Here is a 25420-nt window from a genome sequence, read left to right as displayed (position 1 = left end):
CCATGATATTTTACGGAACAAACCCCATTGCCTGGTCCAACGACGACGACCAGACGATCGGCGCGCATCTGACGCTGGAGGATTGCCTGTCGGATTGCCGCAAGATCGGGTTCGACGGCATCGAGAAGGGCCACAAGATGCCCGACGAGGGCGGCGCGCTGAAGGCCAAGCTCGGCGAGTTCGCCCTGCGCTTCGTTGGCGGCTGGCATTCCACTAACCTTCTGGTGAATGACATCATCACCGAGAAGGCGGCGCTGCAGAAGTTCATCGACATGACGAAGGCTGCCGGCGGCGACCACATCAATGCCTGCGAATGCTCCAACACCGTTCACGGCAGCGACGGAACGCCGGTCAACGACCGCCCGGTCATGAACGACGAACAGTGGAAGCGCTTCTCCGAAGGCTATGAGGCGCTTTCCAAGTATGCTGCCGATCAGGGCGTCAAGATGGGCTATCACCATCACATGGGCACGATCATCGAGAGCGCTGCCGACATCGACCGTTTCATGACGATGGCTGGCCCCTACACCCGTCTTCTGCTCGACACCGGCCATTGCACCTTCGGTGGGGCGAACCCGGAGGAAGTGGCGAAGAAATACATGGGCCGCGTGACGCATATCCATGCAAAGAACATCCGTCCGGAAATCATGAAGCAGGTCCGTTCCGAAAACCTCTCCTTCCTCGAAGGCGTGCGCCGGGGCGTGTTCACGGTTCCTGGCGATCCGGAAGGCTGCGTCGATTTCGCGCCGGTGCTGAAGGTTGCGGCCGACCATGACTATTCGGGCTGGCTGGTGATCGAGGCCGAGCAGGACAGCGCGGTTCGCGAGCCCTTTCACTACCAGAACATGGGCCTGAAGGCGTTGAAGTCGATCGCCCGTGACGTTGGACTGGACAAGTCCGCCGCCCGAGCAGCCGGATAAGGAAAAAGCGCAATGAGCATTCTCCTGCGCCGACCGTTCGGCAGTCATGGCAAGGTTCACGAGATTACCCCGCAATCGGCGGGCTGGCGCTATGTCGGCTTCAGCCTCTACCGCCTGCGGGAAGGCGAAACCGTCGGCGAGGCGACCGGCGGCATGGAAGCGGTCGTGGTCATGGTCGAGGGCAAGGCCCGCTTCACCGCGGCCGGCAAGGACTGGGGTGAACTGGGCGAACGCATGAATGTCTTCGCGAAGACCCCGCCCCATTGCCTCTACGTGCCGAATGGCGAGCAGTGGGAAGCGCGCGCCACGACCGATTGCACGCTCGGAGTCTGCCTTGCCCCCGGCAAGGGTGGCCACAAGGCACGACGCATTGGCCCGGACGGCATCCAGCTTACGCCGCGTGGGGTGGGCGCCAACCAGCGTTTCATCAACAACATCGCGATGGAGGCCGAGGACTATTGCGACAGCCTGCTGGTGACGGAGGTCTTCACGCCGGCCGGGAACTGGTCTTCCTATCCGAGCCACCGTCACGACGAGGACGACTTCCCGCGGATCACTTATCTCGAAGAAACCTACTATCACCGGCTCAATCCGGAGCAGGGTTTTGGCGTGCAACGGGTCTACACCGATGACGGCTCGCTTGACGAGACGATCGCGGTGAAAAACCACGACGTGGTGCTCGTCCCTCGCGGTCATCACCCCTGCGGCGCGCCCTACGGGTTTGAAATGTATTACCTCAACGTCATGGCGGGCCCTTTGCGCAATTGGCGCTTCGTTTCTGATCCGGCGGTCCAATGGATCATCGATCGTGATGCACGCTAGGTAAATAACCCGCAGTGCCTCAAGGGGCGCTCGTCAATAGGATCTCCCTTGCCCCTCATCAAGCTTCACATACAAAAAGGCCGCTCCGAAGCCGAAGTCGGGCTGCTACTCGATACGGTGCATGAGGTGATGCTGGCCGCCTTCAGTGTGCCAGAACGTGACCGCTATCAATGGGTCTTCGAACACGAGGCTTCGCATTTTCGTGCTCTGGATACTGGCCTTGGGTTTGAGCGAACGCAGAATTTCGTCCTTGTCGAAGTCGTCTCGCGGCCTCGCTCCAGGACGGAAAAGCTTTCCTTCTACCAAGGCTTGGCCGCGCAACTCGAGGAAAAATGCGGGATTTCTGCCTCTGACATCATGGTGTCGTTCGTGGAAAATACCGATGAAGATTGGTCCTTTGGCGCGGGAGTAGCGCAGTTCGTCACCGGCGAATTATGAAGACTTTTGAAGGATCCGCCTACGCACCGTCAGGCATCATCGAAGCGAACCGAATGTTTGTTTGGGGGATCGAATGAGCAGCGAATACCGACGGCCGCCAGAAGATTTCGAAGAATTGCGGTCCCTAATCAATGCCAAGCACGCGCTGTTTCCGAAGCGTCTTGCCCAAGTTGCGCGCCATGTTCTCGATAATCCTGATGAGGTTGCGTTGGGCTCGATCGCCTCCATTGCAACTGCTGCGCAGGTAACGCCTTCAACCCTGATACGTTTCGCCCAGTTCCTCGGTTATGACGGCTTCAGCACACTACAAGCGATTTTTCGAGAGGCTGTCCGCGCAAAGATCGCGCCAGGCGAAAGAAGCGGAAGCCGCCGATCAGGACGGGAAGGTGTCGCACGCGAAGCGCAGGTGTTCTATGACACGATAGAGGCCTGTCATCATTCGCTCGAAACATTATCCAAATCAATCCGCGTGGCTGATATCAAAGCTGCAGCGGAAATTCTTTCCTCAGCCAACTGCGTGTTCATCCTTGCGGGGAACGGCACTTTTCCGATGGCTGCCTTGCTTCAACATTGCCTGACCCGATTGAGAATTCGTTCGACCTTGCTGACCGACATTGTCGGCGGCGACGATGTGCTCGCATTTGCAACGCCGGACGATGCGGCAGTCATCATCAGTTGCGCGCCCTATGCTGAGGAAACGACGGCACATGCCTCAAACCTATCGGATCGAAGAGTTCCCGTCATTGCTCTGACGGACTCCAACTTTTCGCCATTGTCGGAACTCGCGTCGGTCAGGTTCAGGGTGATCGAGTCTCGCCATGATGGGCTTTTACTGGCCACGGCTGGGATCGCGCTCAGCGAAGCCTTGGCAATCTGCACGCGACAGACCCGACAGAACGCAGCGAACACTGTATGACCCGTCGCTTCGTTGTGTTTTATTCGCTCAGCCCCGCTTCGGTGAAGCTTATACCGACAGCATTGCGGATCGCGTCGAGTGTTTCCATCGTCCCAAGCGATGCATCAAGCGGCCGGCAGACGCTTTCCAGTTGTCCTTCCGAAATCGCCCATGCGACGGCCGCAGCTTCATAGTAGAGGCCCTCGAAATGCGCACCCCTGGGCTCGTCATATTGGAGCCGGGTGGATCCATCCAATGACCAGACTTCGAAGGAGCCAGGCAGGTGGAATTCCGTGTTGAACCGGATCGACCCACTGGTTCCGAGGATGGCAGCGTTCGTCGGGGTGAAGCCGTAGAGCGTGGTCGACATCGTGCCGAGCGCTCCTCTGGCGTTGGCGAGAACGACCGACAGCTGCCCGTTGACGCCGGCGGAATCGGCCTGTCCGATGCCTACGACCTTCTTTGGTACGCCAAGAAGTTTTGCCAGCAGCGAGACCGGATAGGTGCCGAGGTCAAGAAGTGGTCCGCCGGCAAGGCGCGCGTCGAAAATCCGGTGATTGCGCGGCAGATATTCGCCGTACTCGGTGTAAACAGACAGGATGTCTCCGATTGCTCCAGCATCCAGCAGCTGTTCCAGCACATCGAATTTCGGCAGGAAATAGGTCCACAGTGCTTCTGCGAAGAAAACCCCTTTGCGGCGGGCGGCTTCGACCATGCCTTCGGCCTGTGCGCAGTTGAGTGCCATAGGCTTCTCGACGAGCACATGTTTCCCCGCCTCGATCGCCAACAGCACATGTGCGTGATGCAGATTGTGCGGCGTCGCTACATAGATGACGTCAAGATCGTCGGCGGTGACGAGCGCCTCGTAGCTGTCATAGGCCCGTGCGATCCCCCACTGCGCGGCAAATGCATCCGCCGCGGCGCGCGATCGCGAACCGACGGCGGCAATATCCTGCCGCGTATGAGCCGTGACCGATTCCGTGAACTTGGCGGCGATCCAGCCGGAGCCGAGAATGCCCCAGCGAAGCGGCGGGGCGTCCATGGCGGACAGGGTCCGCGCGGCGGGCAGGGTTTGCGGAAACGACATGTCTTTTTATCCTCCCATGATCAGTGAGCGCCCGTCGCTCAGCCGGCGATCGGCTGCCAGGTCTTCTTCTCCAGCGACCGTTCTATCGCGTCGATGATGCGCTCGTTGGCAAGGCCGAACTCGAAGTTCGGGAAGCAGTCCGGCGCGTTGACGATGCCCTCGATCAAGTCGCGCACCTCGATGACCTTGACGTCGAAGTAGCCGAGGCCGCCGCCGGCGAAGTCGAAGCCGAAGAAGGCGGAAAACTGCGGAACCTGGCTGCCGGCATAGATCGTCTTGAAGCCGCGGTCGGGCTTCGCATCGTTGAAGCGCGCGATCTTCAGCTCGTTGAACCGCTCGCCGTCCATGATGATCGTGCCTTCCGTGCCCGACACTTCCCAGTAGATGCCGAAGACCTTTCCCGCTGCCACGCGCGACGCTTCGATCGTGCCGCCGGCGCCGCTTTTGAAGCGAACGAGCGTCTGGATCTGATCCTCGTTTTCCACCACCGCGCGCGGTGCGTCGCTACCGGCTTTTGCACCGTAGCCGGAGCCGCCTTGCGGAACCGGCCGGGTCGGAAAGAAGGTCTGCGTCTGCGCGATGACATTGTCGACGTCGCCCATCAGATACTGCGCGACGGAAATCACATGGCTGCCGAGGTCGCCGAGCGCGCCGGAGCCGGCGTCCTTGCGTGAGCAGCGCCAGGAAAACGGCAGGTCCGGATCGTTGAAGAAGCCCTGGTCGAACCAGCCCCGGAACCGCATCGGCACTCCGATGTCGCCCCTGTCGATCAAGTGCTTGGCGAGCATGGCGGCGGGCGTCTTGATATTGTTGAAGGCGACCATGGTCTTGACGCCCTTGCGCCTTGCGGCGGCGGCCATCTCTTCGGCTTGCGCCAACGTAACCGAGAGAGGCTTTTCGCAATAGACATGCTTGCCGGCCGCAATTGCGGCGAGCGCCATCTCATGATGCATGGCGTTGGGCGAGGTAATGTCGACGATGTCCACCTCGGGGTCCTCGACCAGCTTGCGCCAGTCGCCCGTGCTCCTCTCGAAACCGTAGCGGGCAGCGGCCCCGGCCGCCAGCTCCTCGGTGGCATCAGCCAGCAGGTAGAGGCGCGGAATGGCGGGCAGGTCGCGGTAGAGCATGCCCGCGCGGCGATAGGCATCGGCATGGGCCTGCCCCATGAATCCGGAGCCGATCAGGCCGATGTTAAGGATTGTCTTGCCCATATTTTTCTCCCGATGAAGCTGCTCAGGCAGCAAAGGTGTCGAGGATGTGGTGAAAGGCCGCGGTGACGGCCGGCAGCGGCGGGGCAAGCACCGGATCCTGCTCCGCCTCGACCACCAGCCAGCCCTGATAGCCGCTTTGCCGAACAAAGGTTGCAAGCGGGGCGAAGTCGACGATTCCGTCCCCGGGCACAGTGAACATGCCCCTGCGCACGCCGGCATTGAAGCTGAGGTCGCCGGCACGGACCTGTGCGATGACCGGCCCGCGCACGTCCTTCAGGTGGATATGGACGATGCGGTCCCCGAAGCGCTCGATCAGCCGGGTGTAGTCGAAGCCGCCTGCAGCGGCATGGCCCGTGTCGAGCAGCAGTCCGGCGGCCGATCCCGCCTTGTCGAATAGGGCAGAGACCTCATCAAATGTTTCCGCCACCATCATCAGGTGATGGTGATAGGCGAGCGCGAGGCCGTATTCTCCGGCCAGCCGTGCGCTGAAGTCGGTGAGCCGTGCCGCATAAGCGGCGATCTTCTCCTTCGGCATCACGCACCGTGCCGACATCGGCGCATCAAGCGGCGCACCGGGCGCCATCATCGCCACCTCGCCGTAGACCAGCACCGTTGACCCCATGGCGCGCAGGAGTTCGGCGTGGGCGGCAACCGCGGCCATCTCAGCCTCGACATCGCGCTCGGCAAGCTCTCCGGAATGCCAGCCTGAGGCGAGCGCAAGGCCACGGCTTTCCAGGAGCGGCGCCAGCGCCTCGCGGTTGCGCGGCAACTTACGCCCTAGCTCGACGCCTTGGTAGCCGGCACGGGCGGCATCGTCCAGGCAGGTCTCGACCGCTATATCAGCGCCGAGATCCTCGAGCACGTCATTGGCCCAGGAAAGCGGGCTTACAGCAAGGCGTACCCCGTCCGGCAGCGTCGCCAATTTCTCTTTCGTCATGGTATCCTCCTAGATGGAAGTGAAGGCGCTAAGGTCGCCAGTCCGGCCCGATGCGGACGGGCAAGCCACTCTGCATGGAGACAAGTGCCGCCTCGGCGATACGCTGCGCCTCCAGTCCGTCCCGGATGCCGGCAAGCGGCCGGCCTCCGGTTTCGATCAGGGAGACAAAGGCCGCCATCTCATTGCGATAAGCATCGGCGAAGCGCTCGATGAAGTAATTCATCGGGGCGGAGGCGCGAAAGCCGTCGGCATTGGCGATGGTCACTCCACGCTGCGGCCGGTTCTCCACATAGAGCACCTCCTTCGAGCACAGCACTTCCAGCCGTTGATCATAGCCGAACGGTGCGCGGCGGCAGTTGACCATCTGCACGAACCGGCCGGAGACGGAGGTCAGCGTCACCATCGCCGTATCGATGTCGCCGGCTGCGCCGATCTCGGGATCGATGAGACAGTTGCCGACCGCGTAGACGGTGGCAATGTCCTCGCCGAGCAGATAGCGAGCCATGTCGAAATCATGGATGGCCTGGTCGCGGAACATGCCGCCGGAGCGCTCGACATAAGCGCGCGACGGCGGCGCGGGATCGCGGGTGTGCATGACGATGTGCTCAAGGGCACCCGCCTCACCGCTGACGATCCGCTCGCGCACGTAACGGAAATCGGGATCATAGCGGCGCTGGAATGCCAGAAGGCAGACAACGCCGGAGGTCTCGACTGCGCTGGTGACGGCCTCCACCGTTACGAAATCGAGGCTGACAGGCTTCTCGCAGAAGATCGCCTTGCCGGCGCGGGCCGCCTGAAGGAGCAGCCCGGCATGCGTATCGGTCGAGCTGGCAATGACGATCCCGTCGACCGACGCGTCGCAAAACACCGTATCGGCCGAGACGATGTCCGCCCCGGTCCTTGCCGCAAGGACGGCCCGCTGCTCGCTTGCGACCGGGTCGACGAGATACTTTACGCGCACCGAAGGCAAGCTGGCGGCATTCAGCGCATGCACATGCCCGATACGACCCGCGCCGAAGACAGCGAGATCTGTCATTGATTCCTCCCTTTTTGCCGGGCGCCGTTTCCGCCTCCATCCCGTTGCCTGCAGATTAGCCGAGTGCTACTGAAGGAGAACGTCAATTTTGAAGAGATTTCTTCAAACGGGGATCGGGTGATGGGAAAACCGACGGCGCGGGATCTGGCTGCTGCGGCAGGGGTATCGCTGTCCACGGTCGACCGAGTTCTCAACAACCGCGGCGGAGTAAGCGAGGATAAGGAACGTCGCGTGCTCGAATATGCGCGCAAGCTTAAGATCGACCGGGCGCTAAATCAAAGAGCCGCTCGCACCCTTCGCATCGCCGTATTGCTTCAGTCACGCGCCAATCCGTTTCACGCCGCGGTGCAGGACAGTTTTGAAGCCGCAAATAGGGATTTCCTCCAGTATAATCTTCAGTTTCAAGTCCACCACATCGATCCAACGCGGCCTGCGGCGACGGTCGCCCTGGTAAATGCACTCTCCTCGCGCTGTGATGCACTGGTCATCGTCAGCCCCCAGAACGAGGACATCGCAGCCGCGCTCAGGGCATTCGGCCGCAACGGAAAGCCTGTCATCACTCTGGCGACCGATATTCGTGATGCCGAAAGATATGCTTATGTTGGACCAGACAATAGGAAGGCAGGACGTGTCGCAGGCGATTTGATGGGGCGCCTGCTTGGCGAGGAAGGGGGTGAGATTGTCGTCATCTCCGGCATGCTCAGCATGATTGGCCACGAGGAGCGCGAGATGGGTTTTCGCGCGGTTTTGCGCGAGCGCTATCCCCAGTGCAAGATAGCAGGGGTCCTCGAGAGCATGGAGCGTGGGGAAAGGGCAGGTGACCTCGTCTTTAATGCCTTGAAAGGCAACCCTCGCATTCGAGGCATTTACAACGCTTCCGCGGGAGCGCGATCGGTGGTCAGCGCGATGAATGCTCTCGGGAGGAGGAATGAGATCGTCTTCATCACGCACGAATTGACCGACGAACGCCGCCAATTGATGCGCGAGGGCCTGATTGATGCCATCATCGATCAGGATCCGGCGCTTGAAGTGCGAGCGGCAGTTGAAGCACTGGCTGCCCATTTCGGTCGCAAGGACGACCCACCTGCTTGCCTCACCACGTCAATCCATATTCACATGATCGAGAATTGTTGAGGCAACACATTTGCTGTCTCTGTGGCATCAAGACGCCAAGATCCGAGACGTCAAGTCAAGCTGTACGGCTGATAAGATTCCACCCAGCGTCACTCCAAAAACGCCACAGCGCGGCACCAACCCCGTCTATCAGTTCTATTTCCACAAGGACCGTGGCCTGAACCGGGAAATGATGGCACGCTGTCGACAGTATCGCCGGCGGCAATCGTGAATGCGACAAGCGCACAGGCTTTTCGATTCCGTTCAAACTGAACCTTGCCGGCCTCACTGAGTTCGCGGTCAGGCCGGCTTTGGAGGGTCGGGCGAGACAGCCTTCGATGGGATTGGCCTTTACTTGCTGAAGTTGTCGAAGTTGACAAAGTTGCCTCAAGAGCTTATCTCTTGCTCAGGAGATCAACCCAATGGCACCGAAGCTTCAATCAAACTCTCAAACCGGTTCCTTTCAGCCGGCCGGCAAACGGGCCGGTCAAAGCATGGCCGTGTTTGTCGTCAAGGGAGATCCTATGAAGGCGCTCGCCGGATTCAAATTGCCAGCAGGAGCTGAGGTCGCCGTCGTATCTTCGAGGCCAGAGACGACGCGAAAGATCAGCGAAACACTCGGCGAACGCCTCAAGAGCGCCGCCCAAGTCGTGACCTCTGGAAGCTCCGCGGGAAAGAAGGCGGTGATCAATCAAGCAGCGTTCGAGCCCGATGCGCGCAGTCTTGCATTGGTCGAGGGTGTGAGGATCGCCCAGAAGGACCTGGAGGAGGCCGGCGGCGCCTATGACCTCGATCAGGTCCGGACCTTGATGCAAGGCGTCTCTCGTCAGGCGGTCGACAAGCGGGTCAATGACGGCAGCCTGCTGGCGGTCCCCGGGCCCAGCAATCGGCGCGCCTATCCGACGCTGCAGTTCAACCGCGATGGCTCGATCGTCTCAGGCCTGAAGGAGGTTCGCCAGGCATTACCCACAAACAACGCCTGGGTGATCCTGAATTTCCTCGCGCGGCCTGACGCGCGGCTCGGCAGCCGCAGGCCGATCGACGTCCTGAAGACCGGCGATATCTCCCTCGTTGTGGAAGCGGCGCGCCGATATGGCGAGCAAGGTGCGTGACGCCACCGCTTCCGCCGAGCGATCTGCATTCGGGCCACCCTGAGCTGATAACGCTTCCGGACGGAACCGATCTCCATCGGTTCTATACAGCCGCATATGATCCTATCTATTTCGATCGGTCCGACCTCGGCCGCTTCAATGCGCCAGACGGATCGTACGGCGTGCTCTACGTGGCGCAGGAAATCCACGGAGCCTTCGCAGAGACATTCCTCCGTTCGCCAGGACACTCTTTGATCGATCCTGCCTTCCTGCATCGCAAGGCCTATGTCCGCATCCGTTTGGAGAAGGACCTGAGGCTGATCAGGATGACCGGTCCTGGACTTGCAATCCTCGGCGCGACGGCTGAAGTGACTCATGCGGGTTTGCCATATGACGCGTCGCAGGCCTGGTCGAAGGCTCTGGCGGGTCATCCTGTCGGAGCCGATGGCATTGCCTACCACGGTCGCCACGATGATTCCCAGCTGTGCTTCGGCCTGTTCGAGGCAGCAGAATCCGCACTGTCGGAGGCCGAACGTCGAACCGAGCTCGATGAAAATTGGTTCTGGCAAGTGGCCGGACGCTATAAGGTCGGGTTGGCTCCGTAACCCGGCAGGTCGATTTCGTTGTGAAGGCTCCTCGTCGTGATCAACACGGTGGCCCTTTGGGTTGCGGGCGTCGCGGCCGGGTATGGCGATGGTATTGTGGAGGGAGATCCAGGCTTTGCGGCAGGCCGACGATGAAGACGACGCCGATGATAGCCGCGTCATTCTATGGCGTCTGGTTGCATGAGAACGGTCAGGCACTCTTTCCATCGCATCAGCATGCCGGAGGAACAATTCTCGCCGCCTTTGCGCCAACCCTCGGTGCAGGCGACAGCGTCGAAGTTCACGATCCAGATGGCCGATTGCCTAAAGATCAGTCGTCTTGGGAATAGGTGCTGTGCCCGTGTTGCTGGTGAGGCTTTCGGGCGGGCTGAAATGCCGCGATACCCACGGCTTCAACCGGTCGCAATGTGAACCTGCAGTCCGAAAGCGAGAAGCCCAGACTTGCGGTTTTGCTCGATTTGAGCTGCCCTGCATCCTACTGAGCCCATCTGGGCTGGCAGGACCATGGGACGACCGGCAACTTCGCCATAAGACGCGTCAACGGTCCATCGTGATACAAAACGAGCCTCTACTGCGGTTCACAGCTGATCCAAGGTTAGCATTATTGCAACATTTTTACTGCACGTATCGCGCGCAGCCAGCTCTCCCCCTTGCCCGCGGCTATGATGCGCCTAGATCACCACAAGAAGGGGTTGCATTCACTATGCGCTGGCCTCGCATGAGTGCCTTGCGGTTGTTAACTTTCGGACGTGCGAATGATTTGGAACCACCGCATCACCCGTATTCTGGTCGGCATATCGCTCCTAGCGCTTGTGATCGTTCTTATGCTGCCCAGCCTGACTGGCTATACCAGCCTCGACGGCACAGTGAATGCGCGATTTGCGATCGTGAACGCTCCTATCGACGGCGAGCTCGCAGAAACGCCCCCAAAAGTTGGTGCGCGCGTGTTGGCAGGAGAGCCGCTCGCCTTGATACACAATGCTCGCGTAAACCGCGCAATACTGACTTCACTGCGGGCCGATCATATGACTGCCGTCGAACATGTTACGGCGCTAAAGCGAGAACGCGATGAGCTTGTACGGCTTCGTGATCAGTTGGCTGTACGCATGGAAGTCTTTATGCGTACAACTATTGCTGACCTGGAGCGACAAGTCGAGATTCTGAACAAGCGGGTCAAGGTTTCCCAGGCGCAGGACAATGTCGCGCAGGTCGACTTTGACCGGCGGCTGGCGCTCGAGGCAAAGGGTATCCTCTCCACCAAGATGGTCGAGTCCGCGAAAGCCGCCTGGGAGGCGGCGGGGGGCGAACTCGAAATCAGCGGCTTGACCGTTGCGCAGCTCGAACAAAAGCTGGAAGCCGTTCGCCAGGGTGTTTTCGTTCTCGGTGACGGTCAGAACGACGTGCCCTATTCCCGCCAGCGACAGGATGAGGTGATCGTTCGTATCAATGATCTCAACACGCGCATCGCCGAAAACGAAACACGGGCCGCACAGGTGCAAAAGCAGCTGATTGAGGAGGAAAACCGTGTCCGCAGTCTCACTTCGGCATCAGTTCCATCGCCTTTCGATGGAGTCGTATGGAGTAGCAACGTCGTCAACGGCTCGAACGTCATCCTCAATAACGAGCTGATGCGTATTCTCGATTGCAGCGATCTGTTCGTCGATATCCTTGTTCCAGAGGTCGATTACCAAGAGATTTATCCTGGCCTTACTGCAGAGGTGCGCTTGTTAGGCGCAGGCGACGTCTTCAAAGGCGTGGTCCTATCGGTCAGAGGCAGTGCCGCGGTCGCCGAGAAGGATACGCTGGCCGCCAACCAGCCCGAAACAACCAAGCGCAACGATCGAATCCGCGTAGGCCTGGCCCCCTCCGCTCTGAATACGGATTTTGCGAACTTTTGCCAGGTGGGCCGTTCCGTTCAGGTGCGCCTGCCCAAACCTGACATCCGCATATGGAACTGGGTGGAAGGCCTGTGGTTCAGTATCTCATAGCACTGGCGCCGACTTTTTTGGTTTTGGCGTTCTTTTTGCTTGGGCCTTTCAACTGGTCGCGAAATCACAGCTGGACGCGCGCGATCACATGCGCTGTGGTTGGCGTCATTGCATTGCGCTATATACTCTGGCGGTTATTCGAGACGGTACTTCCTTATCCCAACGATGGCCCCAACTTCTACTGGGTCTGGTTTCTGTTCATCGTAGAAATTCTCGCGTTCTTTGAAGTCGTGCTCTTCCTGGTCTTGATGAGTCGATATGTGGACCGGAGCGCAGAAGCGGACAGGCTTGCGCGAGACTTCTTTAGAGGTGACGAGCATGAATTGCCCACGGTGGATGTGTTCATTCCTACCTACAACGAGCCGCTCGACGTCCTGGAAAGGACGATCATAGGGGCGCTTGCGCTCGACTATCCGCAAGACAAGCTGAAAGTCTACGTGCTCGACGATCAGCGTCGTGATTGGCTCAAGGCGTACTGCAAGGAGAGGGGAGCAATCCACGTCACACGGCCCGACAACAGCCATGCAAAAGCCGGCAACATGAACAACGGTCTGAAGGTCAGCTCCGGCGACTTCATCGCGATATTCGATGCTGACTTCGTGCCCTATCGTCACTTCCTGCGCCGCACGCTTCCCTTCTTTTCCGATGCAACCATCGGTATCGTTCAAACGCCGCAGCATTTCTTCAATACCGATCCGGTGCAGACAAATCTCGGTCTCGAAAATATCTGGCCGGACGAGCAGCGTCTGTTTTTTGATGAAATTGCACCGAGTCGAGATATCTGGGACGTCAGTTTCTGCTGTGGGTCATGCTCGATCTCGCGACGCAAGGCGATCGATGCGATAGGGGGGTTTCCGACGGAATCCATCACAGAGGATCTGTTGACCACTCTTTCCATGCTCAACAAGGGTTACAAGACCCGTTACCTGAATGAGCGCCTGTCGATGGGATTGGCAGCAGAGAATTTGACTGGCTATTTCGTACAGCGTGAGCGCTGGTGCCAGGGGGGAATTCAAACACTCTATCTTCACAATGGCCCGCTGCGCGGCCCTGGTCTTTCACTTTTTCAACGCATCATGTTCCTTCCGTTGTCGTGGTTGGTCCAGTATCTGGTGCGCTTTACGATACTGATCATCCCGATCATATATCTCTGGTTCGGCTTGCTGCCGCTCTACTTCACCAACGCTGCGGATTATATCTCCAATCAAGTGCCGTTGCTGACGGCCTATTTCCTTTTGATGCTCTGGATAACACCGACGCGGTATTTGCCCGTCGTATCGAGTGCCGTCGGAGCTTTTTCGACGTTTCGGATGTTGCCAACCGTCATTTCCAGTGTGGTGCGTCCCTTCGGCAAACCGTTCAGGGTAACCCCGAAGGGCAGCGGCAACGAGGCCATTGGTTTTGATGGATACAGCTTTGCCTGGATAGCGGTCTTGATATTGGCGACGGCCATCGGTCTTGTCATCAATATTGTGCCTGAGACCTCCCAAGTCGAGGCACAGTTCTCTCCGATTGCGGCTTGCTGGTCCGGCATCAACATTCTCGTTCTCGCTATCGCGTCCTTGATCTGCTTCGAGAAACCGCGACGGCTCTTTAATGCGTTCAAACTTGATGAGGCGGTTCACGTGGACGGCGTTCCCGGCCGCATGGTCAGTCTGGCGCTCGACAAGGCAGTCGTTGCCGTGCCGACGGAGACGCGCTTTGCATCTGCCGATGTCACGCTGTCGCTGGAGGGTTTTTCACCCTTCAAAACGGAACTGAAGATGGTCACTCAAAGACGAAGGAGCGTTGCTCGCCATGGCGACAAGGAGGCCTTCTACCTGCACCTCCATTTCGATCTTAGCGGGTCGGCCCGCGATAAAATGATCGTCAAGCTATATACCGGGCGTTACTCCCAGGACGTTCGTGACATCGACAAGGTCGCTGTCTCGATCAACCTACTGCTTCGGACATTCGGTCGAACCCGGACGCTTTGAGCGAGGTGTTTTTCGGCCCGCACATATACATAATTCAGTGGGACCGGACAGCGGAACTGGCTGTGTCGTCGCGTCAAACCCTTGCTGCCGGGCAGGAGCGACCGTGCCGACACGGGGTGCCGGTTGGCTCTCGGCGCACCGACCTCTGAAAAAAGACTACAGTGTGAACCGGCTTCGACGCTGAACATGCGGGATGTCGAACTGGCCTGTTTGCAGAAACGGCATCCGGTTCGTGCAGGGCGTCGCCTGGAACAGGAGGATCCGACTGCTCGCGCGATGACATCGTCGATATCGCGCGGTCGCTGGCCATGCCGTGAGGTCTTCGTTAAAACCAAGCTTTGCGATGTCGCCGACGTGGTATCTCGCCCCCACGTCAGTCCGGAATTGCAAGCACAGATCGCGTGAATTTCCTCAACGACAGGGCTTGAACGTTTAGCCATTTGCAGTCTCCATGGGTGCGTTCGCGACATTCATAAGTCGGGATCATGGTCTATATAATGTATAGACATGTCGTCGGGAATGAGAACAAGGAGCCATCATGACCCAGCCGAATTTTGATCTGACCGGCCGTCGCGCCCTCGTCACCGGAGCAAGCCGCGGCATAGGTCAGGCAATCGCGATTGCATTGGCAAAGGCCGGTGCGGATGTGGCGATCACAGCGCGGGCGGTCGAGGGGCTGGCCGAAACCCGGGAACTGATCGAGAAGTCCGGCAGTCGCTCGGTGACGCTTGCCCAGGACGTGCGCGACGTCGAGGCCTGCGGAGGCGTCACGAGAGCGGCGGCCGAGATGCTGGGCGGCCTCGACATTCTCGTCAACAATGCCGGGTTCGAGAATGTTCGGCCGTCCTTCGACGTGGACGAGGCGCTCTGGGAATCGATCCTCTCGACCAATTTGAAGGGGGCTTTCTTCTGTGCCCAGGCGGCCGGCCGGATCATGGCGGAGGCGGGCGGTGGAGCTATCGTCAATCTCTGCTCGCTGACCTCCTACGTCGGCATTCCGACGGCGGCGCCCTATGGCGCCTCGAAGTCCGGCCTTCTCGGGGTGACGCGGGCGCTGGCCAGCGAATGGGCAGCGCACAACATCCGCGTCAACGCCATTGCGCCCGGCTATTTTCGCACGGCCATGACGGAGGGCTTCTATGAGAACGAGGACTGGCAGTCGCGCATGCTGGCCAAGATCCCGCAGCGCCGTTTTGGCAAGGAGAGCGACATCGGCGGCGTGGCGGTCTTCCTCTGTAGCGATGCTGCGGCTTACGTCACCGGCCACTGCATTCCAGTCGACGGCGGCTATCTCGCCTCGATCTGAAATGGGCGCCAAGCGTCGCGCGAATGGTTCGTCCGATGGTGCAAACCCTACCGGACACTCGTGGGGCGTGCTTGCCTTTCTGTTCGCGCACGACAAGACTGTCGGTGGAGTTGAACCTGCTTTTCGCAACTGCACAAATATTGATCAGGCGACTTTATGGCGCAAAAAATATGCAAACTTGGTTGACGGTACTTGTACAAATATGTATAGACAACTTAACGCAAAAACTCGGTCGGTTGCCTGTCGACCGGGACGTTAGAATGAAGCTTCGCGTCGGCCTCGTTCGTCGAACGGAGCAAGACAGGGGAATGCCATGGGCGTTGTTGCTGCCGACCTCCGTCGCGCCGAATCGACCGGTCAGATCGCTGTTTCCGTCAAGGATGTCGGCATGGTCTTCGGTGATGTCCATGCCGTCAGGAATGCCGTCTTCGACCTGCCGAAGGGACGGTTCCTGACCATTCTCGGCCCGTCCGGCTCCGGCAAGACGACGCTTCTGCGCATGATCGCTGGCTTTGACCGGCCAACCAGCGGCGAAATCTTCATCAACGGTCAGCCGGTCAGTGCCGTGCCGCCCCACAGGCGCGCAATCGGCATGGTGTTCCAAAAGCTCGCACTCTTCCCGCACATGACGGCGGCCGAAAACGTCGCCTTTCCGCTCAAGATGCGCCGCCATGATGCACGCATGATCCCGGAAAAGGTCGAGCGCTATCTCGATCTCGTCCGACTGGGCGGCTATGGCAGCAGGCGCATCAATGAGTTGTCCGGCGGCCAGCAGCAGCGTATCGCTATCGCCCGCGCCCTGGTGTTCGAGCCGGACCTGCTCCTGCTTGATGAACCGCTTGCCGCGCTCGACCGCAAGCTGCGCGAGGAGATGCAGCTCGAGTTCCGCCGCATCCAGAAGGAACTCGGGGTAACGACGATCAATGTCACCCATGACCAGCGCGAGGCCCTGGTGGTGTCCGACGAGGTCATCGTCATGAGCGGCGGCGAAATCCAGCAGAAGGCTCGTCCAGTCGACGCTTATCGCGCGCCGTGCAATGCCTTCGTCGCCAGCTTCATCGGTGTCACCAATTTCATTGACGGCAAGGTCCTCGACCTGACTTCTTCACGCGTCGTGTTCGAGGCGAACGGCCTGCGCCTTGCCGGCGTGGTTGCCGATGCCGCGCTTGCGGCCGGTGCGCCCTGCGCCGCTGCCGTTCGTGCCGAGCAGATCCGCGTCGCACAAAAGAGCAAGAGCCTCGACGGTCTCGAAACGGTGGTGGACGGCCAGGTGGTCGACTGCATCTTTGAAGGCGAGCGCGTCGTCTACGAAATTCGGGTTCCGGGTCTGGCCGGCGTGCTGATGCGCGTCTTCGACCACGATCCCGAATCCCATTTGCAGTTCGGTCCTGGCGAAGAAGTTCGTCTCGGCTGGAATGCCAGAGATATGCATGTCTTTCAAAAATGACCCCGAGAAGGTCTAGCCAGAGGAGAATGTGTAATGTCGCATGAAAAGTTCCTGTCCGCGCAGATCCGCCGCCGGACGCTACTTGCGTCCATGGCCGCGGCCGGCGCCTCGGCCGGCCTCTCGACGCTCGGCGTCAGCCGCGCCTTTGCCCAGGAGCCGGAAAAGCCGGCCGAAATCATCGTTCGCGCCTGGGGTGGTAGCTGGGTCGATGCACTCAAGGCCGGCGTGTCCGACAGCTTCACCAAGATGACCGGGATCGCCGTTCGTCACGACCTGACCGAGGACAACGAGATCCAGCCGAAGGTCTGGGCCGCGGTTGCCCAGAAGCGTGTCCCGCCGATCCACATCAACTGGGACACGACGACGAACGCGACCAAGTCGGCGCTGCGCGGAGTGACCGAGGACCTGTCGGACTTGCCGAACCTCAAAGACGCGACCGATCTTGCCAAGCCGGTCGGTCTCGAGGGCTATCCGATCGTCAACACATACGGCTATGTCTACGTGCTCGCCTATCGCCCGTCTGCCTTCCCGAACGGTGCGCCGAAGTCCTGGAAGGACCTGCTTGATCCCAAACTGAAGGGTCGCATCGCGCTCTACAATGACGGCATCGGCTTCCACTTCCCGGCCCAGGTTGCGGGCGGCGGCAAGCTCGAAGACATTCCGGGCAACATGCAGCCGGCCTGGGAGTTCATTTCCAAGATCAAGGAGCAGCAGCCGCTGCTCGGCGAAGACCCCGATTTCACCACCTGGTTCCAGAAGGGCGAGATCGATGCCGCCTGCACCATCTCAACCAACGCGCGCGAAGCCAAGAAAAACGGCATCGAGATCGCGTGGGTCGTGCCCGAGGAAGGCGCCAAGTTCGATACTGACGGCCTGTGGATCCCAAAGGGCCTGCCGGAGAACGAGCTTTACTGGGCCAAGCAGTACATCAACCACGCCCTCACCAAGGAAGCCCAGCAGATCTGGCTCGACGGTCTCGGTCTGCCAGGCGTCGTCCCGGGCGTCAATCCGCCGGCCGATCTCGTGGGCGATCCCTCCTATCCGACCAAGGAAGAGGACTTCAAGCATCTGATCCGCATCTCGTCCAAGGTTCAGGTCGAGAACGAGAGCCAGTGGTTCGCCAAGTTCAAGGAAATCATGCAAGGCTGAGGCCTTGTCTGCCCGCCGCGTCCCTTCTGGCGGCGGGCACGCCTTCTTTCGTGAAACAGGATCGGTATCATGCGCGCTCCCCGTGCCGCATATCCTTTGACATGGCGAGTCATGGATGTGCTTGAAGGCCTTGCGGCCATCGTCTGGCCATCGAGTTTCGGCCGCGGCCTGCCCTATCTCATGTTGATGCCGGCGGTTGTGCTCGTGGGGCTGCTCGTGCTCGGTCTCGTCCAGATCGGCGACACGAGCCTGAGAACACTCGATACCAATACCTTCCTGATGTCGGAGACCTACACGCTCGCCAACTACCAGCGCGTTCTGACCGAGAAATTCTTTGCGACGGTGGCCGGTCGCAGCCTCATGGGCGCGGTGATTGTCACGGCAATCACGCTGCTGTTCGCCTTCCCATACGCCTACCTGATGGTGCGCACGCCCTCGTCGGCACTTCGCAAGTTCCTGCTCGTGGCGCTCTTCTTGCCCTTCTTCATCGGCCAGGTGGTGCGCGCCTATGGCTGGCTCATCATTCTCGGCAACCAGGGAATGGTCAACGAGGCGCTCGGTCTCGTCGGCGTGCCGCCTATGCGACTGCTCTACAACTACCCCGCAGTCCTGTTCGGCCTTGTGCAATACATGCTGCCCTTCGCTGTCTTGATGCTGGCACCTGCCCTGACCGCGATCCCGAGCGAGCTCGAGGCAGCGGCGGCCTCCCTCGGCGCCGACTGGGTTCGCACCTTCCGCCATATTGTCCTGCCGCTCTCCCGGCCAGGGCTCGTCGGCGCCGGGCTCGTGGTCGTCACGCTCTCGCTCACCGATTTCGCCATTCCCGCCATCCTTGGCGGCGGCACGCAGGACTTCATCGCCAACGCGATCTACGACCAGTTCTTCCGTACCTCCGACCAGGGTCTAGGGGCGACGCTGTCGCTTATGCTTGTCGCCGTGGGCTCCATCCTCGTCGGCGTCGTGTTCATGCTCTTCGGCGCGGGCACGCTTGCTATGGGGGGAGACCGCAAATGACCGGCAGCCGAAGCAAGTTCATCGTCATCTGGGCATTCGTCGCAACTGCGCTCGTCATGCTTTCGGCGCCCACTATCGTGGTGCTCGGGGCCTCCTTCACCGCCGGAAACATCATCACCTTCCCACCGGACGGATTGTCGCTGAAATGGTATGGCGCAATCGCGCAAGCGAGCGATCTCCGGCAGGCCTTCCTGCGTTCCCTGATCGTCGCTTCGATCTGCACAGTGACCGCCATCCCCATCGGCACGCTCGCCGGCATCGCACTCGCGAAGTACCGGGTACGGTTTGCTCGCTCCATCCAGATCTACCTGCTGCTGCCCTTCACCATTCCGCTGATCGGCTCCGGCATCGGCATGATGCTCGTCTTCGGCCAGATGAACGCACTAGGCAGGCTGTGGCCGGTGGGGATCGCGTGCTGCGTCATCAATCTGCCCTTCATGATCTGGGCCGTAACGGCAAGTGCGAGCAACTTGTCGCCGGATCTCGAGCTGGCAGCGGCCAATTGCGGGGCCCCGCCGCTGCAGCGCTTCCTCTACATTACCCTTCCAGCAGTGCTGCCGGGCGTGATCACCGGGTCGCTGCTGATGTTCATCCTCGCGCTCAACGAGTTCCTGGTCAGCCTGCTGCTCGTCGATGCCCGAAGTGTGACGCTGCCGGTGCAGATCTACAATTCCATCCGCTCGATCATCACGCCTGATTTGGCTGCGATCTCGGTGGTGTTCATCGCCTGCGCCGGACTTGCGATCGCGTTGCTCGACCGCCTGGTCGGTCTCGACATCTTCCTCAAATCGAAATGACGCCTTCGGCCTCGCGCGGGCCAGACATCAAGGACAAGACGATGACCAACGTGTCTTTCTACGATTATTCCAAGCTAAACGTCGAGGAAAAGGCGCAGCTGCTGCGCCGCTCGGAAACCGACATCTCGAGCTTCGTCGAAAGGGTCGCGCCGATCCTCGAAGCCGTGCGCACAGAAGGTGACAAGGCGCTTGCCCGGTTCGGCCGCGAATTCGACAAGGCAGATATCACCGAGGCCAATCTCAAGGTCGCCGAGGCGGAGATCGATGCGGCCTTCAAGCTGGTCGATGCGAGCGTCATCGAGTCCATAAAGTTCGGAATCGACAATATCCGCAAGTTCCATGAGGAGCAGAAGCCGGAAGCCATGTGGCTGAAGGAAATCCGTCCCGGAGCCTTTGCCGGAGACCGCTTTACGCCCATCCAGTCGGTCGCGCTCTACGTGCCGCGCGGCAAGGGTTCCTTCCCGTCGGTGACGATGATGACTTCGGTTCCGGCCGCGGTTGCAGGCGTCCCGAATCTGGCCATCGTCACACCACCGGCGCCGGACGGCTCCGTCGATGGCGCAACCCTCGTTGCAGCACGACTTGCCGGCGTCGAGACCGTCTACAAGGTCGGCGGTGCCCAGGCCGTGGCGGCGGTTGCCTACGGCACCGAAACCGTCAAGCCGGCGCTGAAGATCGTCGGCCCCGGCAGCCCATGGGTGGTCGCTGCCAAGCGCTCGCTCTCTGGCGTCATCGACACCGGCCTTCCGGCCGGTCCGTCCGAGGTGATGATCCTCGCCGACGATACGGTCCATGGTGGACTTGCCGCACTCGACCTGCTGATTGAGGCCGAACACGGCGCGGATTCGTCGGCCTATCTCGTCACGCACAGCCGCCGCGTCGCCGAAGAGGCGCTCGCAGCGCTTCCCGAGCACTGGGCGAAGATGACCGAGCAGCGCGTCGCTTTCTCCAAGGCCGTGCTCACCGGCAAGACGGGCGGCGTGGTGCTCACCTCCTCGATCGAGGAGAGCTACGAGTTCGTCAACGCCTATGCACCGGAGCATCTGGAGCTTCTGTCCGAAGAGCCATTTATCCATCTTGGCCACATCACCGAGGCTTCCGAAATCCTGATGGGCACCCATACGCCTGTCAGCATCGCCAATTTCTCGCTCGGCCCGAATGCCGTACTGCCAACCAGCCGCTGGGCGCGCACCTTCGGTCCGCTGTCGGTTGCGGATTTCGTCAAGCGTAGCTCCGTCGGCTTTGTAACAGCATCCGCCTATCCGGAATTTGCCCGGCACTCGCACAATCTGGCAATCTACGAGGGCTTCTCTTCTCACGCGCTGGCCGTCTCGCCGGTACGCGATGCCTACCTGAAGAAGGGCGCCTGAACATGAAGGCCGTGCGGCTCCACGATACAAAGGTCCTGCGGGTGGAGGAAGTGGCCGAGCCATCGGCCCCGCCACCGGGCTTCGTCAATCTCCGGATCAGGGCCGCCGGTATCTGCGGCTCCGACCTTCACAACTACCGCACCGGTCAGTGGATCTCGCGTCGTCCCTCCATGGCGGGGCATGAATTCTGCGGTCGCGTGACGGCTGTCGGAGAAGGCGTCATCCATGTTGCGGTTGGAGATGTCGTCTCCGCGGATTCGCGCATGTGGTGCGGCACCTGCCCGGCCTGTACGAGCGGCCGCAGCAACGTCTGCGAGACGCTGGGCTTCGTCGGGGAGGTCTGCGACGGCGGCTTTGCCGAGGCGGTGCAACTGCCAGCCCGGCTGGTCGTCCGTCACGATCCGCAGCTTTCGCCGCATATCGCCGCGATGGCCGAGCCGCTGGCAGTAGCGCTGCACGCCGTGCGTCGTCTCGCCGTCCCGGCCGGGGAACCGGTTCTCGTGATCGGTTGCGGCGCGATCGGCGGGTTGAGCGCCCTGCTTCTCTGCCGGCTGCATGACGGCCCGCTGCTGCTGGCCGATCTCAATGCCGTAAGGTCGGCTCTCGTTGCCGAGGTGACCGGCGGCACGGTCGTTTCTCTTGGCAAGGCGGAGATCGAAGCAGCACTTTCCGGCGGACGGCTGCGTCATGCCCTCGATGCCAGCGGCAGTATCCAGGCGATTGAACTGGCGCTTGACATCATGTCGAGCGGTGGAGCGCTTGCGCTCGTCGGCATCGCTCACGGCAAGCTCAACTTCGACCCGAACATCCTGGTCGAGCGGGAGATATCGCTCATCGGCAGCCATGCCTTCGCCGGCGAGCTGCCCGAGGCCGTCGGGCTGCTTGTCGAGCTCGCGCCCGCGCTTCAACGCTTCATCGAGGTGCTGCCGGCGCTCGACGACGTGCCCGAGGCTTACGAACAGCTGTTGCGGGGCGAGGGCAAGGCGCTGAAGACGATCATCGAGGTGGCGGGCTAGTCCGGTCCGTCACATGATTTTGGATGCCAGCCCGTCGAGGCGGCGGAAGAGGCAGTGAACCATGAATGCACTTTCAGATTCCGCATCGCCGCTTTACGAGAAGGTGAAGGCATTTGTCCTCGGCAATATTGGCAGCGGCAAATGGGCCCGCAACAGCCGCCTTCCGTCGGAGAACGAACTCGTCTCGACGCTGGGCGTATCCCGCATGACCGTCCACCGGGCGCTGCGCGAACTCACCTCCGAGGGGCATCTGCGCCGCATCCAGGGCGTCGGCACCTTCATCGCTCCGCCCAGGCCGCAATCGACGCTGATCGAGATCAGCAACATCATCACCGAGATCAAGGCGCGCGGCAGCCGGCATCGGGCCGAGGTGGTCGTGCTCGAGCGCATCGAACGACCGGAAGCCGAGCTTCTGCTCGCCTTCGAGTTCGAAACCGTGAAACCCGTCGACCACTCGCTCGTGATCCATTTCGAGAACGACCTACCGGTCCAACTCGAGGAACGCTATGTCAATCCCGACCTCGTTTCGGGCTATATCGACCAGGATTTCAGCACGCTTGCCACCTATGACTACCTGCAGAACGCCACCCCGCTGACCGAGGTGGAGCACCTCATCAGTGCCCTGCCGGCCGGCGAGAATCAGGGGCGCCTGCTGCACATTCGTCCCGCCGACTGTTGCCTGGTTCTGCATCGCAAGACCTGGACCGGGCCGGTCGTCGCTACCGTCAACACGTTCACCTATGTCGGCAGCCGCTATTCGCTCGGCAGTCGCTATCTGCACAGCGGCAAGTGACCGCCGATCCCCATACTTAGAACGATCCATCCGGAATGAATGTCATGAGCCAGACCATGAGCCGCACCGCGGAAATCAGGAAGATAGCCAAAGCCGGGGACGACAAGGCGGAACGATTACTGGCCGAACTGCTGCGCGACCTTTTCGAGATCGCGCCGAAGAATGTCGTGATCAATCACGATCAGTACAGCCTCAATTCGCTCAACGGCTTCTTCGAGACAGCCGATGGTGCATTTTTCTTCAAGTTCCACCAGGAAGAGGGCGAGGAGGCCATGAGCGGCGAATATTACCGCGCCGACATCCTGGCTCGGGCTGGCCTGCCTGTGGACCAGCCTCTGCTGATGTCGGCGCTTCCGGGTGAACAGATCCTCGTCTATCGCCGGCGGACCGATCCGCGCTTCTCCGATGTTTTACGGACGCTGGACCTGAAGGACGATGCCGCGGCGCGAAAAAGGGCTGTGGACGCCGAGCGCAGGCTGAACGAAGCGGTGTTGAAGGTCTATCTCGACACGCTGCATCCGGTGAGCGCCGATGAAGTTGCGGCCGAGCCGATCCACCGGCTGTTCTCCGAGCGGCTGATTGATCCCCCCGCCGGCACCTATCCGGGCGGGCGCATGGCAAGCTTCTATGTCGGCAAGGACTTCGTCTTTCCCGACTTGACGCTCGACTGGGAGACGTTTTCACGCTGTCGCATTTCGGTCAACGGCATCGAGTACCGGGACAGCATCGGTGCCCTCTTCCATGAAGCGCACGAGCGGCTCGACCCGTCACGGCTGGCGGACGCGGGCGGCGTGACTGCACATGGCGACGCCCATAACGCGAACGTCTGGTACGAGGAACACGACGGCGAGGCGCGTTTGTCCTTCTTCGACCCAGCATTCGCCGGCGAGAACATTCCAACGCTGCTCGCCGAGGTGAAGACGACCTTCCACAACATCCTCGCCCATCCGCTGTGGCTCTATGATCCTGCCATGGCGGCCGGGCACTACAAGGCCAGCGTGGTGCTTGACGGCGATCTGCTGCGGGTCACGACCGATTTCGAGCCGAGCCCGGTCCGACGCTCCCTTCTGGACGTAAAGGCCGAAGCTCTTTGGCGTCCCCTGCTTGGCGAATTGAAGGCGCGGGCCATGCTTCCGGCCGACTGGCGCCGGGTCATCCGGCTGGGCCTTTTCCTCTGCCCGACACTGGTGATGAACCTGCGGGCCGGCGCCACGACCCATAACCCCGTTTCCTCGCTCATCGGCTTTTCCGTCGCGGTGATGGCCGGCAGCGAGCCAGTGGCAGGCGAGGATGCAGTTTCCCGCCTCCTGGACATGATCGATCCCGACAGAGGCTGACTTGATCCTGCCATCCTGGCCGTTGCGAGGATGGAACCGAGATCAACATGTCGCTGCCGCGAATACCGCGGACCGGTCGACCAGCGCTGCCTCAAGTGCTCGAGAATGCATAAGTGCCGAGGAAGGCCGCAAGAAATGAACACAGCGCTTGAGTGCGACGACCTATATGGTCGTTCGGTCGCATCCAGACGATCAGCCGATTGTCACGGACCGGCGCCTGGCCTTCTCCAGGTCGTCATCGTATTCCGTCCTCACCCGCTCGAGTCGGGCGTCTTCCTGGTCCAGACCCCATCGACGGTCGAGAAAGAATTCGAGAGCTTTTCGTGTCTCGACGCAGAGCAATTCACCTTCGAAGCCGTATTCGGTCCGCACGACTGCGGCCTGCTCCGGCGTCAGGCCGGTTTTTGGCCTGAGCCATATCCTTGCCCGCGTGTTCCAATCCGTATCGTCGGGGAATTGCTCTGACGGAGCACGCGTCTCAAAACTACTGCCGGTGCTGACGCGAATGGGCAGATAGGTTCGATACGCCTCATGTTTGAAGCTGAAGGCTCTCACGTGAACCTTTTCGCCATCTGATACGAAATGTGTGGGGACAATCCATTGTCCGGCATCGGCACCAGACGTCATCGACGTATACTGTATGTGAATCGCCCACCTGTTCCTCATCGCTTGATAAAGACGCGACACCACAGAAGCATCAGCGCGACGTTCCGGTTGGGGTAGGGCGACAGAGAGGGGCAGGTTGCTTTCAGCCAGCACGGCCGCAAAAGCCTCGTTCAACGTGGAAGGGACAAGAGGCTTGTGGTCGTGGGCTGCCAGATATGTCTTCCGCACAGGATCGTAGGTGGGAGGCGTATGCCTGGCACGCTCAAGATAAAGGCGGAAGTCGAGGGCTGCCTGAGCGGTAGAGATGTCAAAGCGGTCGATCAGATCGCGCCGGTTGGCCATGCCACGCCACGTCAGACACTGATCGAGAAAGATCAGTCGCTCGCGCTGAGCATGTTTCAGGTCGTCGAATTCCATCGGGGAAAAGTAGCTTGACTCGCCAGCGGCTGTCCATCTAAAAATTATA

23 protein-coding genes and 1 pseudogene are annotated in these 25420 nt (G+C 60.5%); 19 read left to right on the top strand and 5 right to left on the bottom strand.

The window, feature by feature from the left end; all coding sequences use genetic code 11:
* Nucleotides 1–2: 2 nt before the first annotated feature.
* From iolE (BLP23_RS09860) to BLP23_RS09845, 4 genes are all read left to right on the top strand, one after another.
* Nucleotides 3–920 (top strand): myo-inosose-2 dehydratase, encoded by a 918-nt coding sequence (gene iolE, locus BLP23_RS09860; RefSeq protein ID WP_092584692.1) that lies wholly within the window; start codon nt 3–5, stop codon nt 918–920.
* Nucleotides 921–932: 12 nt separating this feature from the next.
* Nucleotides 933–1742: a 5-deoxy-glucuronate isomerase gene (iolB, locus tag BLP23_RS09855; protein ID WP_092584691.1), complete on the top strand. Its 810-nt coding sequence runs from the start codon at nt 933–935 to the stop codon at nt 1740–1742.
* Nucleotides 1743–1790: 48 nt separating this feature from the next.
* Nucleotides 1791–2180 carry a tautomerase family protein gene (locus tag BLP23_RS09850; protein WP_092584690.1) on the top strand — a complete coding sequence of 130 codons (390 nt, stop codon included), beginning with the start codon at nt 1791–1793 and terminating at the stop codon, nt 2178–2180.
* A gap of 73 nt (nt 2181–2253) precedes the next feature.
* Complete coding sequence (locus BLP23_RS09845) at nt 2254–3096, top strand: MurR/RpiR family transcriptional regulator (RefSeq protein WP_092584689.1); 843 nt, start codon at nt 2254–2256, stop codon at nt 3094–3096.
* 19 nt (nt 3097–3115) lie between these two features.
* On the opposite strand, the gene BLP23_RS09840 is transcribed toward BLP23_RS09845, so the two are convergent.
* The 4 genes from BLP23_RS09840 to iolG are packed head-to-tail and all read right to left on the bottom strand — an operon-like array spanning nt 3116 to nt 7346.
* Nucleotides 3116–4162 (bottom strand): Gfo/Idh/MocA family protein, encoded by a 1047-nt coding sequence (locus tag BLP23_RS09840; RefSeq protein WP_092584688.1) that lies wholly within the window; start codon nt 4160–4162, stop codon nt 3116–3118.
* Nucleotides 4163–4200: 38 nt separating this feature from the next.
* Nucleotides 4201–5373: a Gfo/Idh/MocA family protein gene (locus BLP23_RS09835; protein ID WP_092584687.1), complete on the bottom strand. Its 1173-nt coding sequence runs from the start codon at nt 5371–5373 to the stop codon at nt 4201–4203.
* Nucleotides 5374–5395: 22 nt separating this feature from the next.
* Entirely contained in the window at nt 5396–6310 is a 915-nt protein-coding gene (gene iolE, locus BLP23_RS09830) for a myo-inosose-2 dehydratase (protein ID WP_092584686.1), read from the bottom strand.
* Nucleotides 6311–6338: 28 nt separating this feature from the next.
* Entirely contained in the window at nt 6339–7346 is a 1008-nt protein-coding gene (gene iolG, locus BLP23_RS09825) for an inositol 2-dehydrogenase (protein WP_092584685.1), read from the bottom strand.
* Nucleotides 7347–7466: 120 nt separating this feature from the next.
* On the opposite strand from iolG, the gene BLP23_RS09820 reads away from it, so the two are divergent.
* From BLP23_RS09820 to BLP23_RS09750, 15 genes and pseudogenes are all read left to right on the top strand, one after another.
* Entirely contained in the window at nt 7467–8480 is a 1014-nt protein-coding gene (locus BLP23_RS09820; RefSeq protein WP_092584684.1) for a LacI family DNA-binding transcriptional regulator, read from the top strand.
* Nucleotides 8481–8604: 124 nt separating this feature from the next.
* Nucleotides 8605–8770, top strand: a pseudogene (locus BLP23_RS33065) (alpha-hydroxy-acid oxidizing protein); the annotation flags it as partial.
* A 111-nt stretch (nt 8771–8881) separates the two neighbouring features.
* Nucleotides 8882–9571 (top strand): hypothetical protein, encoded by a 690-nt coding sequence (locus tag BLP23_RS09815; protein ID WP_233426666.1) that lies wholly within the window; start codon nt 8882–8884, stop codon nt 9569–9571.
* Nucleotides 9568–10155: an RES family NAD+ phosphorylase gene (locus BLP23_RS09810; protein ID WP_092584683.1), complete on the top strand. Its 588-nt coding sequence runs from the start codon at nt 9568–9570 to the stop codon at nt 10153–10155. The genes BLP23_RS09815 and BLP23_RS09810 overlap by 4 nt, the downstream gene beginning before the upstream one ends.
* A gap of 755 nt (nt 10156–10910) precedes the next feature.
* Nucleotides 10911–12143: an HlyD family secretion protein gene (locus BLP23_RS09800; RefSeq protein WP_092584682.1), complete on the top strand. Its 1233-nt coding sequence runs from the start codon at nt 10911–10913 to the stop codon at nt 12141–12143.
* Entirely contained in the window at nt 12125–14119 is a 1995-nt protein-coding gene (locus BLP23_RS09795) for a glycosyltransferase (protein WP_092584681.1), read from the top strand. Before BLP23_RS09800 ends, BLP23_RS09795 begins: the two co-directional genes overlap by 19 nt.
* A 538-nt stretch (nt 14120–14657) precedes the next feature.
* Complete coding sequence (locus tag BLP23_RS09790; protein WP_092584680.1) at nt 14658–15425, top strand: SDR family NAD(P)-dependent oxidoreductase; 768 nt, start codon at nt 14658–14660, stop codon at nt 15423–15425.
* A gap of 313 nt (nt 15426–15738) precedes the next feature.
* Nucleotides 15739–16872 (top strand): ABC transporter ATP-binding protein, encoded by a 1134-nt coding sequence (locus tag BLP23_RS09785; RefSeq protein ID WP_092584679.1) that lies wholly within the window; start codon nt 15739–15741, stop codon nt 16870–16872.
* 33 nt (nt 16873–16905) lie between these two features.
* Nucleotides 16906–18021 (top strand): ABC transporter substrate-binding protein, encoded by a 1116-nt coding sequence (locus BLP23_RS09780; protein WP_092584678.1) that lies wholly within the window; start codon nt 16906–16908, stop codon nt 18019–18021.
* Between the two features lie 69 nt (nt 18022–18090).
* Complete coding sequence (locus tag BLP23_RS09775; protein ID WP_092584677.1) at nt 18091–19035, top strand: ABC transporter permease; 945 nt, start codon at nt 18091–18093, stop codon at nt 19033–19035.
* Nucleotides 19032–19832, top strand: a complete 801-nt coding sequence (locus BLP23_RS09770) for an ABC transporter permease (protein WP_092584676.1) — start codon at nt 19032–19034, stop codon at nt 19830–19832. Before BLP23_RS09775 ends, BLP23_RS09770 begins: the two co-directional genes overlap by 4 nt.
* 41 nt (nt 19833–19873) lie before the next feature.
* Nucleotides 19874–21202 carry a histidinol dehydrogenase gene (gene hisD / locus BLP23_RS09765; protein WP_092584957.1) on the top strand — a complete coding sequence of 443 codons (1329 nt, stop codon included), beginning with the start codon at nt 19874–19876 and terminating at the stop codon, nt 21200–21202.
* Between the two features lie 2 nt (nt 21203–21204).
* Entirely contained in the window at nt 21205–22218 is a 1014-nt protein-coding gene (locus BLP23_RS09760) for a zinc-dependent alcohol dehydrogenase (RefSeq protein ID WP_092584675.1), read from the top strand.
* Nucleotides 22219–22279: 61 nt separating this feature from the next.
* Nucleotides 22280–23011: a histidine utilization repressor gene (gene hutC / locus BLP23_RS09755; RefSeq protein ID WP_092584674.1), complete on the top strand. Its 732-nt coding sequence runs from the start codon at nt 22280–22282 to the stop codon at nt 23009–23011.
* 44 nt (nt 23012–23055) lie between these two features.
* On the top strand, nt 23056–24348 hold the full coding sequence (locus tag BLP23_RS09750) for a hypothetical protein (RefSeq protein WP_092584673.1): 1293 nt from the start codon (nt 23056–23058) through the stop codon (nt 24346–24348).
* Nucleotides 24349–24540: 192 nt separating this feature from the next.
* On the opposite strand, the gene BLP23_RS09745 is transcribed toward BLP23_RS09750, so the two are convergent.
* The gene (locus BLP23_RS09745) at nt 24541–25371 is read right to left on the bottom strand and encodes a BrxR family transcriptional regulator (protein WP_092584672.1); all 831 of its coding nucleotides are present in this window, start codon (nt 25369–25371) and stop codon (nt 24541–24543) included.
* Nucleotides 25372–25420 lie beyond the last annotated feature (49 nt).

The organism is Rhizobium mongolense subsp. loessense, assembly GCF_900099775.1.
GTDB classification, from domain to species: Bacteria; Pseudomonadota; Alphaproteobacteria; order Rhizobiales; family Rhizobiaceae; genus Rhizobium; species Rhizobium loessense.
This window is presented reverse-complemented; position numbering and strand designations above follow the sequence as displayed.

Excerpts from the sequence above, each read along its gene's own strand:
- BLP23_RS09745 (WP_092584672.1), bottom strand. The coding sequence starts at position 25,371 with ATGGAATTCGACGACCTGAAACATGCTCAGCGCGAGCGACTGATCTTT.
- BLP23_RS09815 (WP_233426666.1), top strand. The coding sequence starts at position 8,882 with ATGGCACCGAAGCTTCAATCAAACTCTCAAACCGGTTCCTTTCAGCCG.
- iolG (WP_092584685.1), bottom strand. The coding sequence starts at position 7,346 with ATGACAGATCTCGCTGTCTTCGGCGCGGGTCGTATCGGGCATGTGCAT.
- iolE (WP_092584686.1), bottom strand. The coding sequence starts at position 6,310 with ATGACGAAAGAGAAATTGGCGACGCTGCCGGACGGGGTACGCCTTGCT.
- BLP23_RS09790 (WP_092584680.1), top strand. The coding sequence starts at position 14,658 with ATGACCCAGCCGAATTTTGATCTGACCGGCCGTCGCGCCCTCGTCACC.
- BLP23_RS09845 (WP_092584689.1), top strand. The coding sequence starts at position 2,254 with ATGAGCAGCGAATACCGACGGCCGCCAGAAGATTTCGAAGAATTGCGG.
- BLP23_RS09835 (WP_092584687.1), bottom strand. The coding sequence starts at position 5,373 with ATGGGCAAGACAATCCTTAACATCGGCCTGATCGGCTCCGGATTCATG.
- BLP23_RS09820 (WP_092584684.1), top strand. The coding sequence starts at position 7,467 with ATGGGAAAACCGACGGCGCGGGATCTGGCTGCTGCGGCAGGGGTATCG.
- BLP23_RS09770 (WP_092584676.1), top strand. The coding sequence starts at position 19,032 with ATGACCGGCAGCCGAAGCAAGTTCATCGTCATCTGGGCATTCGTCGCA.
- BLP23_RS09785 (WP_092584679.1), top strand. The coding sequence starts at position 15,739 with ATGGGCGTTGTTGCTGCCGACCTCCGTCGCGCCGAATCGACCGGTCAG.
- BLP23_RS09760 (WP_092584675.1), top strand. The coding sequence starts at position 21,205 with ATGAAGGCCGTGCGGCTCCACGATACAAAGGTCCTGCGGGTGGAGGAA.
- BLP23_RS09780 (WP_092584678.1), top strand. The coding sequence starts at position 16,906 with ATGTCGCATGAAAAGTTCCTGTCCGCGCAGATCCGCCGCCGGACGCTA.
- hutC (WP_092584674.1), top strand. The coding sequence starts at position 22,280 with ATGAATGCACTTTCAGATTCCGCATCGCCGCTTTACGAGAAGGTGAAG.
- BLP23_RS09750 (WP_092584673.1), top strand. The coding sequence starts at position 23,056 with ATGAGCCAGACCATGAGCCGCACCGCGGAAATCAGGAAGATAGCCAAA.
- BLP23_RS09775 (WP_092584677.1), top strand. The coding sequence starts at position 18,091 with ATGCGCGCTCCCCGTGCCGCATATCCTTTGACATGGCGAGTCATGGAT.
- hisD (WP_092584957.1), top strand. The coding sequence starts at position 19,874 with ATGACCAACGTGTCTTTCTACGATTATTCCAAGCTAAACGTCGAGGAA.
- BLP23_RS09840 (WP_092584688.1), bottom strand. The coding sequence starts at position 4,162 with ATGTCGTTTCCGCAAACCCTGCCCGCCGCGCGGACCCTGTCCGCCATG.
- iolB (WP_092584691.1), top strand. The coding sequence starts at position 933 with ATGAGCATTCTCCTGCGCCGACCGTTCGGCAGTCATGGCAAGGTTCAC.
- iolE (WP_092584692.1), top strand. The coding sequence starts at position 3 with ATGATATTTTACGGAACAAACCCCATTGCCTGGTCCAACGACGACGAC.
- BLP23_RS09800 (WP_092584682.1), top strand. The coding sequence starts at position 10,911 with ATGATTTGGAACCACCGCATCACCCGTATTCTGGTCGGCATATCGCTC.